The organism is Nocardioides sp. Z43_10 (genome assembly GCF_059766615.1).
The window spans coordinates 16,076-29,492 of the sequence record NZ_JCBAJY010000015.1; the positions used below are offsets into that span (position 1 = coordinate 16,076).

Sequence of the window (13,417 nt, forward strand, 5' to 3'; positions counted from 1 at the left end):
CGTGACCGAACACCTGCCGTTCCAGAGCCCCGCGTCGTCGACCGTGCTCGGGCCGACGGGGCGGCCCCTCCCGGACCTCCCCGAGCCGGGTCCGCGCACCAACACCGGCAACGCCCGGGTGATCGCCCTGTGCAACCAGAAGGGCGGGGTCGGCAAGACCACCACCACCATCAACCTCGGCGCGGCGCTCGCGGAGTTCGGCCGCAAGGTCCTGCTGGTCGACTTCGACCCGCAGGGGTCGCTGTCGGTGGGCCTGGGGCTCAACCCGCACGAGATGGACCTCAGCGTCTACAACCTGCTGATGGAGCGCGACGTCACCGTCGACGACGTCGTGGTGCCCTCCGGCGTGCCCGGGATGGACCTGCTGCCCTCCAACATCGACCTGTCCGCCGCCGAGGTGCAGCTGGTGCACGAGGTGGCGCGTGAGCAGAGCCTGCAGCGGGTGCTGAAGCCCGCCCTGTCCCAGTACGACGTGATCCTGATCGACTGCCAGCCGTCGCTGGGCCTGCTCACCGTCAACGCGCTGACCGCCTCCGACGGGGTGATCATCCCGCTGGAGTGCGAGTACTTCGCGCTGCGCGGCGTGGCGCTGCTCAAGACCACGATCGACAAGGTCCAGGAGCGGCTCAACCCCGACCTGGAGATCGACGGCGTGCTCGGCACGATGTTCGACGGGCGCACCCTGCACGGCCGCGAGGTGATGGACCGGCTGGTCCAGGCGTGGGGGGACAAGGTCTTCCACACCGTCATCCGCCGCACGGTCAAGTTCTCCGACTCCACCGTGGCGGGCGAGCCGATCACGTCGTACGCCTCGGCGTCCGCGGGCGCCCAGGCCTACCGCGACCTGGCCAAGGAGGTGCTGGCGCGTTGTCCCGGCGCGTGAGCCTGCCGTCCGCCGACGACCTCTTCCGACCGACCGCCCCGGTCCCCACCGAGGCCGCGGCCCCACCGAGCCCCGCGCCCGAGGCCGCGCCGCCCGCCGCGAGCACGCCGCCCGCCGCGAGCACGCCGCGCAAGCCGAGCGGGCGGGTGCGTCACGACGAGAAGATGACCGTCTACGTCACCTCCGACGAGCTGATGGACCTCGAGCAGGCCCGCCTGACGCTGCGCAGCCGGCACGGGCTGGCGGTGGACCGGGGACGGCTGGTGCGCGCCGCGATCGCGCTGGCGCTCTCCGACCTCGAGGCCGAGGGCGCCGACAGCCCGCTGGTGCGCCGCCTGAGCGAGGAGTGAGCACCCGGGTGTCGGGACGCCGAAGGGAGACGGAGACGCCGGCGGCCGAGCACGGCCCCGGCTTCGCCGTGCGGCTGACGAACTTCGAGGGTCCCTTCGACCTGCTGCTCAGCCTGATCGCCAAGCACAAGCTGGACATCACCGAGGTCGCCCTCTCGCAGGTCACCGACGAGTTCATCGCCTACGTGAAGGCCGGCGGCCCGGTCTGGGACCTGGAGCAGACCACGTCGTTCCTGCTGGTCGCCTCGACGCTGCTGGACCTCAAGGCCGCGCGGCTGCTTCCCCAGGGCGACGTGGAGGACGAGGAGGACCTCGCCCTGCTCGAGGCCCGCGACCTGCTCTTCGCCCGGCTGCTGCAGTACAAGGCGTTCAAGCAGGTGGCCGGGGTGATGTCGCGCCGGCTCGCCGACGAGTCGCGCCGCCACCCGCGGGCGGTGGGGCTGGAGGAGCGCTTCGCCACGCTGCTGCCGGAGGTGCTCATCGGCATCGGTCTGGAGCAGTTCGCCGCGCTGGCGGCCCGGGCGCTGGCCCCCAAGCCGGTGCTCGAGGTGTCGCTGACCCACATCCACGCGCCGAAGGTGAGCGTCAAGGAGCAGGCGGCCCTGGTGGTGGAGCGGCTGCGGCGCTCGGGCACGATGACCTTCCGTGCGCTGTGCGGCGACTCGCCCGACACCCTGACCACGGTGGCGCGCTTCCTGTCGCTGCTGGAGCTGTTCCGCGAGGGCGTGGTCTCCTTCGAGCAGATGACGCCGCTGGGCGAGCTCACCGTGCGCTGGACCGGCGGCGACGGCGCGGAGATCGAGATCACCGACGAGTTCGACGGCCAGCCGCCGCCGCGCACCCGTGACGAGCCCCGGCAGGGGGAGGAGAGCGATGACTGAGGAGACGGCCTCGGCCGGCCCGGCCGAGGAGGTGGCGCGGGCCGCGTTGCGCCCGGCGCTGGAGGCGATCCTGATGGTCGCCGACCAGCCGCTGGACCGGATGGTGCTGGCCACCGCGGTCGGCTACCCGGCCGCCGAGGTGGACCAGGCGCTGCGCGTCCTGGCCGCCGAGTACGACGCGCAGGGGCGCGGCTTCGAGCTGCGCCACGTGGCGGGCGGCTGGCGCTTCTACACCCGCGACGAGTACGCCGGGGTGGTCGAGGCCTTCGTGCTTGAGGGCCAGTCGGCGCGGCTCACCCAGGCGGCGCTGGAGACGCTCGCGGTGGTGGCCTACAAGCAGCCCGTCTCCCGGGCCCGGGTCTCGGCGATCCGTGGGGTCAACGTCGACGGGGTGATGCGGACCCTGCTCACCCGCGGCCTGGTCGCCGAGGCCGGCCAGGACGGCGAGACCGGCGCCAACCTCTACCGCACGACGAGCTACTTCCTGGAGCGGATCGGGATCAGCTCGCTCGACGAGCTGCCCGAGCTCGCCCCCTACCTGCCCTCCATGGACGACATGGAGGACGACCTGGCCATGCTGGCGGGCACGCCCGCCCCGGCCGCACCCACGCTGGACGCCACTGCGTCCACCGACACCGACGAAGGGACCACCACACCGTGATCGAGACCGACGACGACGGGCTGATCCGGCTGCAGAAGCTGCTGGCCCAGTCGGGCATCGCCTCGCGCCGCAAGTGCGAGGAGCTGATGCTCGAGGGCGAGGTCGAGGTCGACGGCGAGGTGGTCACCCGCCTGGGCACCAAGGTGGACCCCCGCACGGCCGTGGTCCGCGTCTCCGGCAAGCGGTTGCCGCCGATCTCGGCGCACGTCTACCTGGTGCTCAACAAGCCCCGCGGCGTCGTCTCGACGATGTCGGACCCCGAGGGACGACGGACCCTGCAGGACCTGGTCGACGACCGGCCTGAGCGGCTCTTCCACGTGGGCCGGCTCGACACCGACACCTCCGGGCTGATCCTGCTCACCAACGACGGGGACTTCGCGCACCGGATGGCGCACCCGTCCTACGAGGTGGACAAGACCTACGTCGCCGAGGTGGAGGGGGTCGTCGCCGCCGAGACCCTGGAGCGGCTGCGGCGCGGCGTACGGCTCGAGGACGGACCGGTCACGGTGTCGCGGGCCAAGCTCGTCCAGCACGGGCAGGGCGCGGCGAAGGGCCGCACGATCGTCGAGATCGTCATCCACGAGGGCCGCAACCGGATCGTGCGCAGGCTGCTGGAGCACGTGGGCCACCCGGTCCGCAAGCTGAGCCGCACCGCGATCGGGCCGGTGCGGATGCAGAACCTGGCGCCGGGCAAGCTGCGCGACCTGACCCGGGAGGAGCTCGGCGCTCTGCTGGACAGCGCCCAGCTGTGAGGCGCCGCAGAGCTGGTGCCCTCGCCGACGCCGGCGGGCGCCTCGATAGCCTGGGTGCGACCGGGAGAGCCCCCGGGGCAGAGCGGGACGAGGAGCAGCGGTGACCCAGGCACACAACCCACGAGAAGGTGGCCTGGTCGGGCCGGTGCGGGTGGTCGGAGCCGGGCTGCTGGGCACCTCGATCGCGCTGGCCTGTCGCCGGGCCGGGCTGGACGTGCTGCTCGCGGACGTCTCCACGGAGAACGTGCGCACCGCCTCCGGGCTCGGCGCGGGGCGGATGGACGAGCCGGGCACCCCGGTGCAGCTGGTGGTGGTGGCGGTGCCTCCCGACCATCTCGGCGAGGTGATCACCGCGAGTCTCGCCGACGCCGGCGCGGTGGTGACCGACGTGGGCAGCGTCAAGGGCGAGCCGCTGCGCGCGGTGCTGGGCGCGGCGACGCCCGAGCAGGCCGCGCGCTACGTCGGCTCCCACCCGATGGCCGGCAGCGAGCGGTCGGGTCCGCTGGCGGCGTCGGCCTCGCTGTTCGACGGTCGTCCCTGGGCGATCACGCCGCACGAGGGCGCCACGCCCGAGGCGGTCGCGCTGGTGGAGGCCCTGGCGCGCCTGTGTGGCGCGGTGCCGGTGCACCTGAGCCCGCGCGAGCACGACAAGGCGGTGGCCCGGACCTCGCACCTGCCGCACCTGCTGGCGTCCCTGGTCGCCGGGCGGCTGGCCGACGCCCCGCCCGAGCACCTGGCGCTGTCGGGTCAGGGGGTCCGCGACGTGACCCGGGTCGCCGGCGGCGACCCCGGCCTGTGGCAGCAGATCGTCTCCGGCAACGCCGAGGCGCTGCTCGCGCTGCTCGGCGAGGTCCGCGGCGAGCTGGACGCGCTGATGAGCGCCGTCGAGTCCGGTGAGCGCGCGGCGCTCGGTGCGCTGCTGGCGCGCGGCGTCGCGGGCACCCGGGCGATCCCGGGCAAGCACGGCGGCCCGGCCCGGCCGATGCGCGCGGTGTTCGTGTCGGTGCCCGACGCGGCCGGGGAGCTGGCGCGGCTGCTGGCCGACGCCGGCGCCAGCGGGGTGAACATCGAGGACATCCACATCGACCACGATCCCGGGCGACCGGTCGGTCTGGTGGAGCTGCTCGTCGAGGAGGCGCGGGCCGATCACCTGCTCGGCTCTCTCGAAGCACGGGGCTGGGTCACTCACCGGTAGGATTCGGGGGGTGCCTCCCGTCCCCGGGACGCATTCCCCAGCTAAGGAGCAGTCGCAGTGAGCAGCACCCCCGCGGATGCCCGCCCCGGCGTGGTCGTCGCGATCGACGGACCCTCGGGATCGGGCAAGTCGAGCACGTCGAGAGGTGCCGCCAGCCGGCTGGGCCTGCGCTACCTGGACACCGGGGCGATGTTCCGGGCGATGACCTGGTGGATGATCCGGATGGGCGTGGACGTGCACGACGCCGCCGCGGTCGCGGCCGTCGCCGACCAGCCCGACATCCGCTCGGGGACCGACCCGGTCAGCCCGGCGATCCTGGTCGACGGCGTGGACGTCGGCACCGCGATCCGCTCCGACGAGGTCAACGCCGCGGTCAGCCCGGTCAGCGCGGTGCCCGAGGTCCGGGCCCGGCTGCTGCAGCTGCAGCGCGAGGCGATCGGCGAGGGCGGCATCGTCGTCGAGGGCCGCGACATCGGCTCGGTGGTGGCTCCTGACGCCCAGGTGAAGGTGTACCTCACCGCCGACCCGACCGCCCGGGCCGCGCGCCGCGCGGCGGAGGAGGGCGGCGCGGACGTGGCCGCCACCCAGGCGTCCCTGCTGGCTCGCGACGCGATCGACTCCGGTCGGGCCGTGGCCCCGCTGGTGCAGGCCGACGGCGCCGCCCACATCGACACCACGGCGTACACGCTCGAGCAGGTCATCGCCCAGGTGGTCGCGCTGGTGGAGGCGGTCGAGGCTCGAGCGTGAGCGCTCTTCGTACGCGGACGACCCGCGGCGGGGCGCCGCACACCGAGCTTCCCCGCAGCGCGGAGACGAGGCACCCACCGCTCTGGCTGCTGCGCGGCGCACGGCCGTTGGTCGAGTTCTTCGTCCGCAGGCTCTACCGGGTGCGGGTGCAGGGGCTGGAGCACCTGCCGCCCAGCGGACCGGTCATCCTGGCGGGCAACCACATCGGGGTGGCGGACGGACCGCTGATGGCGGCTCTCACGCCGCGGCCGGTGCACGCGCTCACCAAGATCGAGATGTTCCGCGGCCGGGCCGGGCGCTTCTTCCAGTGGAGCGGCCAGGTGCCGCTGGACCGGTTCTCGGTCGACGTGGCCGCGGTGCGGACCTGCCTGCGGGTGCTGCGCGACGGGGGAGTGGTCGGCATCTTCCCCGAGGGCCGACGCGGGGAGGGCGACCTGGCGCACTTCCACCGCGGCGCCGCGTACCTCGCCCTGGTCACCGGGGCGCCGGTGGTGCCCGTCGCCTTCCTCGGCACTCGTGCGCCCGGGGCGGGCGCGAGCGCGCTGCCCCCACGAGGTGGGACCATAGACGTCGTGTACGGCACGCCGTACCGGGTCGCGGCACAGCCGTGGCCTCGCACACGGGAACAAGTCAGGCAGGTGTCACTGTTGCTCAGGGAGCACATGGTGGCCCATCTCGACGTGGCCCGTGCGCTGACGGGGCAGGACCTGCCAGGTCCGATGCCCCCTGGAGAACTCGAGGACGACCCGCAGACCGGTGTCGTCGAGCAAGGAGCAAGATGACTGAGTACGACGCGTCCCCCGACGCCACCGACCCGATGGTTGACGCCGGTGGGGAGACGTCGCTGGGGCCGGTGCCGGTGCTCGCCGTCGTCGGGCGGCCCAACGTCGGCAAGTCGACGCTGGTCAACCGCATCATCGGCCGCCGCGAGGCCGTCGTGGAGGACCGCCCCGGGGTCACCCGCGACCGGGTCTCCTACGACGCCAACTGGAACGGGCGCGCCTTCACGGTCGTGGACACCGGTGGCTGGAACCCCGACGCGCAGGGGCTCGCCGAGCGGATCGCCGCCCAGGCCGAGATCGCGATCGGGCTGGCCGACGCCGTGCTCTTCGTCGTCGACGCGACGGTGGGGATCACCGACCACGACGAGGCCGTCGTCAAGATCCTGCGCCGCTCCAAGAAGCCGATCATCCTGGCCGCCAACAAGGTCGACGACCAGCGCACCGAGGCGGAGGCCTACGGCCTGTGGAACCTCGGTCTCGGCGAGCCGCACCCGGTCTCCGCGGTGCACGGACGTGGCTCGGGCGACCTGCTGGACGCCATCCTCGACGCGCTGCCCGAGACGCCGCCGGAGTCGTGGGACCCGCCGGGCGGTCCGCGCCGCATCGCGATCGTGGGACGCCCCAATGTCGGCAAGTCCTCGCTGCTGAACAAGCTCGCCGGCCAGGACCGGGTGGTGGTCGACGACGCCTCCGGCACGACCGTCGACCCGGTCGACGAGCTCGTGGAGTTCGCCGGGCGGCCCTGGCGCTTCATCGACACCGCCGGCATCCGCAAGCGGGTCAAGGAAGCCTCCGGGCACGAGTACTACGCCTCGCTGCGGACCACCACGGCCATCGACCGCGCCGAGGTGGCGGTGCTGGTGATCGACGCCAGCCAGAGCATCACCGAGCAGGACATCCGGATCATCCAGACCGTCCGCGAGGCCGGGCGCGCGCTGGTCATCGCGTTCAACAAGTGGGACCTCGTCGACGAGGAGCGCCGCTACTACCTGGAGCGCGAGATCGAGCGCGACCTGGTCCAGGTGGCGTGGGCGCCGCGGATCAACATCACCGCCCGCACCGGGTGGCACGTCGACCGGCTCGCGGTCGCCCTGGACAAGGCGATCGAGGGCTGGGAGACCCGGATCACCACCGGGCAGCTGAACAACTTCCTGGGTCGTCTGGTCGCCGAGCACCCGCACCCGGTGCGCAGCGGCAAGCAGGCCAAGATCATGTTCGGCACCCAGGCCACCACGGCCCCGCCGACGTTCATCCTGTTCACCAGCGGCAAGCTTGACGCGTCGTACGAGCGGTTCATCGAGCGCCGTCTGCGCGAGGAGTTCGGCTTCGTCGGCTCGCCGATCGTGCTCACCCAGCGGGTGCGCGAGAAGCGCAAGCGCTGACCCGATTCCCCAGGTCGGGCGAGGCTGCGGTAGTGTTCATCCCGCTTCGCCCGACAATGTCGGACGAGCGATTCGGGCTGTAGCGCAGCTTGGTAGCGCACTTGACTGGGGGTCAAGGGGTCGCAGGTTCAAATCCTGTCAGCCCGACCGAAAAGTGGCCTCTGACCTGCGGAAACGCAGGGCAGAGGCCACTTCGTTTTTTGAGTCGCCCGGGCCATATTCCGCGTTTACTCTCGCGTGTGGTCCTGACTTCGGCGCGTGAGTCTGCCCGCTCGTGCGGGCCAACGGGTGCTGGGCGTGCGGTCGAAACGCCGCGACGATGCGGTCGTGTGCGTGTCGGCGGATCGGGGCCCCTGATGCCGGGACCTGGTGGGTCAGTCCTCAGTTGGCGGTGACGAGCCTCAGCGGCACAGTCATCGCGCTGCGCAAGAACCTGGGCAGCCCCCAGTGGCTGGCCCCCGACCACCAAGGCACCAACCACGTCGCGGTCCTCCCGAGCACCTGGAACGTGGCACGTCGCCCGCTCGACCCCTACGGCAGCGTCCTACCCGGCACCAAAGGCACCTGGCCCGACAACCACGGATTCCTCAACAAGCCGCAGAGCGCGACCACCGGGCTGACCGACATGGGCGCCCGCAAGTACGACACCCTCCTGGGTCGCTTCATCAGCGTCGATCCCATTTTCGCCAGCGGCGATCCACGACAGTTCAACGGCTACCAGTACGGCGGGAACGACCCCGTCAACCAGTCCGACCCCACCGGTCTCATCTTCACCAAGTGCGATGGGTACTCAACGACGGTGCCCCAGCCGAGCAGCGGGTCAACCACAAGCGCGTCGCGCGCGTCATGCGTGCCGCCGGTATCGCCGGCTACGTCAAGAAGCGCCGCGTACGCACCACGATCCCCGAGCCATCGGGGCAGAAGCACCCGGATCTGCTCAAGCGCGACTTCACCGCCCCGGCGCCCAACCAGCGCTACGTCGGCGACATCACCTACCTCCCTCTCGCCGACGGCACCAACCTGTACCTGGCCACGGCGGGTGTTGTATCGGACGAGCCATCGGAAGACCTCCCTGCGGCAGGTCGGCTCGTCGGTCCAGCAGGCGGCGTCTTGGAGGACCTCGCGCTTCATCGTGGCTACCGTTCAGTTGGCCCTCTGCGCCCCAAGAGCGCGCGAGTACCGTCATGGGATGAGCAGCAACCGGGAACGCATCTTCGTCACGGGTCCGGGGCGCCGGATGATCAACCGCATCTACACCGTCCTGACCACGCTTGGGTTGGGCGCCTCGTACCGGCACCTCCTTACGGTGGCCGGACGCAGGACGGGTCTACCCCGGACAACGCCCGTCGATGTCATGAGCCTGGACGGCACGGCCTACCTGGTCGCCCCGTACGGCGTGGTGTCCTGGGTGCACAACGTGCGGGCAGCCGGCGTCGTCGAGCTCAGCCGCACTCGTCGGACCCGTCGCTACCGGGCCACGGAGCTCGCTCCGGCTGATGCGACCTCGGTGATTCGCAGCTACATCGCGCGCGTGCCTGTGACGCGCACCTGGTGGGCGGTGAGGTCGGACGCCTCGGACGACGAGCTCCGGGTCGAGGCAGCGACGCACCCCGTGTTCCGGCTCGATCCAGCAAGCGACGACAGCGGTACGCCGCCTCACCCGGTTCGCGCGAAGGAGGGGTGACGTCGACAGATTGCGCTCGTCTGCGGTTCGGCGACAGGTCGCGGTCCTCACTCGCTACGGTGTGCCGATGGCAACCGAAGTTCGACTGCGGGACGGGACACTCGGCCTCACGTGGGGACTGTTGCCGGAAGACCGCGACAGGCTCGCGCAGGGCTACGAGGGGCTCAGCAGTGAATCCCAGTTCCACCGTTTCCTCACCGGCACTCCTTATCTCTCCGAGGCGTTGCTCGATCATCTCGTGGATGGAGTCGACGGAGTCGACCATGTCGCGTTGGTGTTGTTCCTCCTTACTGACGAAGGCGTCGGCACGCCCGTCGGGGTGGCGCGAATGATCCGCTATCCCGACGAGCCGTCGACGGCGGACGTAGCGGTCACCGTCGCTGAGGCTTACCGCGGCAGGGGCGCAGCTTCCACGCTCTTGTCTGAGCTCATGGTGCAGCGCCCCAAGGGTGTCGAGCGCATCAAGACCATCCTGGCTGCTGACAATCCAGCGTCGTTGGCGATGCTGCAGCGGTTGGGTCCAACCTCCGTTAATCGCCTCGGCAGCCTCGTGGAGGTCGTCGTTGAGCTCCCTCGAACCTCAACCGCCGGACCGTGATCTGAGTAGTTGGACCGCGATCATGCAGGTGCCGCAGTCCCGTCCACATGCCGGCTCCTACCGAAACCCCGGCGATCCAGATCGCCCCGGAGGTGAGGAAGGCGAGTAGCCGCGCTCGCCGGAGCGCCATAGGCCCCCTGAACTCGCCTTGTGGACGGGCGGCGGTCGCATTGGGGGCGCTGAGGCGATCGTTCACGCGAAGCACCTCGTAGCGGGTCATCGTATGAAGTCTCGGCGCAAAGGTGGACTCCTGAAGCACGACCACGACCCGCGACCTGCGCCGGCACCCATGTTAGTTCAGCGTGCTCTCGGTCGGTCGGGACTGCTGAAGGTCTGGTTGTCACTCTGACGTAGTCCGAGTTGGTCCCGGCAGCGAACGAGAGGTTCGGCCCGGTCAGCGTGCTGGCGAACAATGCCGGGATCCTGCGTTTCGGCGCTCTGGACAAGATGCCGCTGACCGAGGCGCAGCAGGTGTGGGCCGTCAACATCTCGGGTTGCTTCCTGGGCATGCAGGCGGTCGTGCCGACGATGAAGCTGAACGGGGGAGGCTCGATCATCAATGCCAGCTCGATCGAAGGTCTGGCCGGCATGGGGCACCTCGTGGCCTACTGCGGCTCCAAGTGGGCGATCCGTGGCATGACGAAGGCCGCGGCGCACGAGCTGGGCGGTCGAGGCATCCGGGTGAACTCAGTCCACCCCGGCATGATCGACACCCCGATGACGCGCGCCCACGGAGGCGAGGAGGCGATGGCGCACGGGGGAGCCAAGGTGGCGCTGCGCCGGGTCGGACAGCCCGATGACGTGGCGCCGACGTACGTGTACCTGGCCAGCGATGAGTCGAGCTATGTGACCGGGGCGGAGATCGCGGTCGACGGCGGTGCCAGCGCGACCCATGTCTTTGGTGGCTGATCAGGGGGTGCCTTCTCGCCGACGAGGCTGAATGAGATTCGAGCCGTGCCGCGTTTATGTCGCGGAAACGTGGGCGGAACGGGTCAATCCGGGTGTGTTCGGATCAAACGAGCGAGCGCTTCGGCCGCCCCTACGGCGGCGTCTGTGCAGGTCAGCGCGTTACGGGCAAGAATGCGCAAGTGGCGACGGTCAGCGGTCGCCATGTCACGTGCTTCAAGGGGTCGCAGGTTCAAATCCTGTCAGCCCGACCGAAGAGTGGCCTCTGACCTGCGGAAACGCGGGCCAGAGGCCACTTCGCTTTTGAGTCACAGCGCCTTATGTCGCGAAAACTCTCGCGGGTGGTCCCCACTTTGGTGGGTGAGTCTTGCCCGGCCGTGCGGACAAACGGATGCTGGCTGGGTTTCATCGACACCATGAGGAGCCACGGCCACGCGGTCGAGTCGATCTGTCGGGTGCTGCGCGAGCAAGGGCTGCCAGATCGCCGCGCGGACCTATCGAGCGTGGAAGTTACACCGGACGCGCCGTTGCGGCGCGGACCATCACCGACGCCCAGGTCGTCGACGCGGTGCGTGACATGGCCCGGTCCTGAGGGGAGCGCTTGTCAAGAGTTGCTCGGTCGGCGGCGTTGTGAGCAAGTCGAAACGCCGCGACGACGAAGTCGTGTCCGTGCCGGCGGATCGTGGCCCCCTGATGCCGGGCGACCTGGTGGGTCAGTCGTCAGCTGGCGGTGACGACTCGTCGGAGGCGATCCTCGTGGCCTTGAAGTGCCCCAGTTTGATGCCGCTCCTGTTTGAGTCCAGGAGGATGAGCACCATGCCGCAGAAGATCGATGATGAGCTGAAGGCTCGGGCGATCCGGCTGGTCAACGACCACCGTGGCGAGTACTCCTCGCTGACCGGCGCTGCCGCGGTCGTGGGCAAGCAACTCGGCGTCGGCAAGGAGTCCGTGCGTCGCTGGGTGCTCCAAGCCGGCATCGACGGCGGTCAGCGCGCTGGCGCGACCACCGAGGAGCTGGCTGAGATCAAGGCGCTGAAGGCCAAGGTCCATCGCCTCGAGGAGGACAACGCGATCTTGAAGTCCGCGACGGTTTTCTTCGCCGGGGAACTCGACCCCCGCAACCCGCATGATCGACGTCGTGGTGCTCCAGATCGTGGTTCCACTGGCGGTCACCACCATCGCCCCCTTTGGCGTCAGCTAGAAGCCCTTGGTGCTGTGAGAAAGGACGTTGCCGTCGGTGTCGAGGGAAGTGATGGTCGCCCGGTCCAGGTCGGCCTGGGTGAAATGGTCGTCGGCGAACCAAAAGAAGACCAGGTCGTTGGTGTTGACAGTGCTGGTGTATCTCTCTCCCGCTATGACGATCTCGACGCGCGCGACGTCAGAGGATGTCTGTGCCACAGCAAACACGTCGGAGAGCTTCCCGCCCATGGGGCCGGGATCGGCCGCACCCATGGTGACCAAGGCCACGTGCTCGCCGGTGGGGGCGGCCTTCTCGGTGCCGGCGCTCTGCCCGAGAGTCCGAAACCGGCCCGCCTCAGTGAGCTCCAGCTCGCAGGTTGCGTAGTCACGTCCCTGACGGAAGTAGGTCAGTACCGTGCCGTTTCGCAACTCGGCCGCCACCGGAGAGATAGTGCCGGGCAGGCCCCAGCCGCGCTCCGTGAGGCCACCGGCTTGCGCGACCTCCCGCGCCGAAGCGGCGCAGGTCTTCTGCACGGCCATCAGTTGCTGGCCTGTGAGGTTCGTGGTGGTACTGGACCACGAGACAGTCTGGAACGCGTCGGAGCGGGCGGGTCCGACCGCTTCGAGAGGCCCTTGGCTCGGTTGCAGCCCCGCGAGGGTTGTGACACCGAAAGCCGTCGTGGCCAAGGCGCCCGTTACACCGAGGCCGACTGCGCGTCGTCGGTGACGTCGGATGCGGCTGCCGCGGGTGAGGACCTCGACGACGGGGGTTTCGAGGGTCAGCCCCGCAGCGGTGCTGCGCAGAGTCTGCTCCAGTTGCGTGTTCACAGGGACGTCCTTTCGGAGATGGCGAGAAGCCCGCGCAGGGACGCGAGGGCCTGGTGGAGGTGAGCGCTGACGGTCCCGGTTGCGATCCCCATCGTTTTGGCGGTGGACTCGGTGTCGAGGTCCAGCAGGTAACGAAAGATCACGACTTCGCGCTGCCGTGGTGGCAGCTTCCGGATGGCGGCGACCAAGTCGACTCGGCCCAACTCCTCGGTAGCCGGCCGTTCCAGTGAGGTGGCGGAGAGCACTTCGCGGTGTCGTTTGCGCCACCACGAAATGTTGTGGTTGATCGCTGTTCGCACTACCCATGCGGCCGGTGACTCCATGGTGCGCACGGTTCGCCACCGCGACCAAGCGCTGGCGAACGCCTCCGCAACTGCCTCCTCAGCACGGTCTTGTTCCATGCCGCTGGCAACCACCGCCCGCAGGCAACGATCTTTCTGCGCGGTGTAGAACTCGACGAACTCGCTAGTGTCCACACCCTCATGACGCATCGGCAGCTTCATCCCTTTAGTCGTGACAGCCGGGTCATTTGTACGAACACCCAGATGCTCCCAGGGACGGCACTCGACGGCGCGGTCGACGGGCCGTG

The 13,417-nt window shown here is 70.1% G+C and carries 15 protein-coding genes, 1 tRNA gene and 3 pseudogenes; 16 read left to right on the top strand and 3 right to left on the bottom strand.

The features are described 5' to 3' along the window. The first annotated feature begins 1 nt into the window (after position 1). The 16 genes and pseudogenes from AC6EI4_RS19165 to AC6EI4_RS19240 all read left to right on the top strand — a co-directional run. The gene (locus AC6EI4_RS19165) at positions 2-883 is read left to right on the top strand and encodes a ParA family protein (protein WP_498425352.1); all 882 of its coding nucleotides are present in this window, start codon (positions 2-4) and stop codon (positions 881-883) included. Then, positions 868-1,233 carry a hypothetical protein gene (locus AC6EI4_RS19170; protein ID WP_498452447.1) on the top strand — a complete coding sequence of 122 codons (366 nt, stop codon included), beginning with the start codon at positions 868-870 and terminating at the stop codon, positions 1,231-1,233. The genes AC6EI4_RS19165 and AC6EI4_RS19170 overlap by 16 nt, the downstream gene beginning before the upstream one ends. Next, positions 1,230-2,114, top strand: a complete 885-nt coding sequence (locus AC6EI4_RS19175; protein WP_498452448.1) for a segregation and condensation protein A — start codon at positions 1,230-1,232, stop codon at positions 2,112-2,114. The genes AC6EI4_RS19170 and AC6EI4_RS19175 overlap by 4 nt, the downstream gene beginning before the upstream one ends. Then, complete coding sequence (gene scpB, locus AC6EI4_RS19180) at positions 2,107-2,775, top strand: SMC-Scp complex subunit ScpB (RefSeq protein WP_498452449.1); 669 nt, start codon at positions 2,107-2,109, stop codon at positions 2,773-2,775. Before AC6EI4_RS19175 ends, scpB begins: the two co-directional genes overlap by 8 nt. Then, positions 2,772-3,527 (top strand): pseudouridine synthase, encoded by a 756-nt coding sequence (locus tag AC6EI4_RS19185; RefSeq protein ID WP_498452450.1) that lies wholly within the window; start codon positions 2,772-2,774, stop codon positions 3,525-3,527. Before scpB ends, AC6EI4_RS19185 begins: the two co-directional genes overlap by 4 nt. 100 nt (positions 3,528-3,627) lie before the next feature. Beyond that, a complete protein-coding gene (locus tag AC6EI4_RS19190) occupies positions 3,628-4,722 on the top strand; it encodes a prephenate dehydrogenase (protein WP_498452451.1) in 1,095 nt (364 codons plus the stop codon). Positions 4,723-4,779: 57 nt separating this feature from the next. Next, positions 4,780-5,469, top strand: a complete 690-nt coding sequence (cmk, locus tag AC6EI4_RS19195; RefSeq protein ID WP_498425347.1) for a (d)CMP kinase — start codon at positions 4,780-4,782, stop codon at positions 5,467-5,469. Next, complete coding sequence (locus tag AC6EI4_RS19200) at positions 5,466-6,251, top strand: lysophospholipid acyltransferase family protein (protein ID WP_498452452.1); 786 nt, start codon at positions 5,466-5,468, stop codon at positions 6,249-6,251. The genes cmk and AC6EI4_RS19200 overlap by 4 nt, the downstream gene beginning before the upstream one ends. A 35-nt stretch (positions 6,252-6,286) precedes the next feature. Beyond that, positions 6,287-7,633 carry a ribosome biogenesis GTPase Der gene (gene der / locus AC6EI4_RS19205; protein ID WP_498452473.1) on the top strand — a complete coding sequence of 449 codons (1,347 nt, stop codon included), beginning with the start codon at positions 6,287-6,289 and terminating at the stop codon, positions 7,631-7,633. Positions 7,634-7,706: 73 nt separating this feature from the next. Then, positions 7,707-7,780: transfer RNA gene (locus AC6EI4_RS19210), tRNA-Pro, on the top strand. Positions 7,781-7,952: 172 nt separating this feature from the next. Then, positions 7,953-8,387, top strand: a pseudogene (locus AC6EI4_RS19215) (RHS repeat-associated core domain-containing protein); the annotation flags it as partial. A 35-nt stretch (positions 8,388-8,422) separates the two neighbouring features. Next, positions 8,423-8,668, top strand: a pseudogene (locus tag AC6EI4_RS19220) (IS3-like element ISTesp3 family transposase); the annotation flags it as partial. A 154-nt stretch (positions 8,669-8,822) separates the two neighbouring features. Then, on the top strand, positions 8,823-9,317 hold the full coding sequence (locus AC6EI4_RS19225; protein WP_498425367.1) for a nitroreductase family deazaflavin-dependent oxidoreductase: 495 nt from the start codon (positions 8,823-8,825) through the stop codon (positions 9,315-9,317). Positions 9,318-9,384: 67 nt separating this feature from the next. Beyond that, positions 9,385-9,915, top strand: a complete 531-nt coding sequence (locus AC6EI4_RS19230; RefSeq protein WP_498452453.1) for a GNAT family N-acetyltransferase — start codon at positions 9,385-9,387, stop codon at positions 9,913-9,915. 360 nt (positions 9,916-10,275) lie between these two features. After that, a complete protein-coding gene (locus AC6EI4_RS19235) occupies positions 10,276-10,824 on the top strand; it encodes an SDR family NAD(P)-dependent oxidoreductase (protein WP_498425343.1) in 549 nt (182 codons plus the stop codon). A 395-nt stretch (positions 10,825-11,219) separates the two neighbouring features. Continuing rightward, a pseudogene (locus AC6EI4_RS19240) lies at positions 11,220-11,404 on the top strand (IS3-like element ISPfr13 family transposase); the annotation flags it as partial. 137 nt (positions 11,405-11,541) lie between these two features. Here AC6EI4_RS19240 and AC6EI4_RS19245 read toward each other — a convergent pair. Genes AC6EI4_RS19245 through AC6EI4_RS19255 form a run of 3 tightly spaced genes read right to left on the bottom strand, consistent with a single transcriptional unit; the run spans position 11,542 to position 13,331 of the window. Next, a complete protein-coding gene (locus AC6EI4_RS19245; protein ID WP_498425342.1) occupies positions 11,542-12,000 on the bottom strand; it encodes a hypothetical protein in 459 nt (152 codons plus the stop codon). 18 nt (positions 12,001-12,018) lie between these two features. Beyond that, positions 12,019-12,828, bottom strand: coding sequence for a hypothetical protein (locus AC6EI4_RS19250; protein ID WP_498425341.1), 810 nt, complete (start codon positions 12,826-12,828; stop codon positions 12,019-12,021). Continuing rightward, a complete protein-coding gene (locus AC6EI4_RS19255; protein WP_498425340.1) occupies positions 12,825-13,331 on the bottom strand; it encodes a sigma-70 family RNA polymerase sigma factor in 507 nt (168 codons plus the stop codon). The genes AC6EI4_RS19250 and AC6EI4_RS19255 overlap by 4 nt, the downstream gene beginning before the upstream one ends. Positions 13,332-13,417 lie beyond the last annotated feature (86 nt).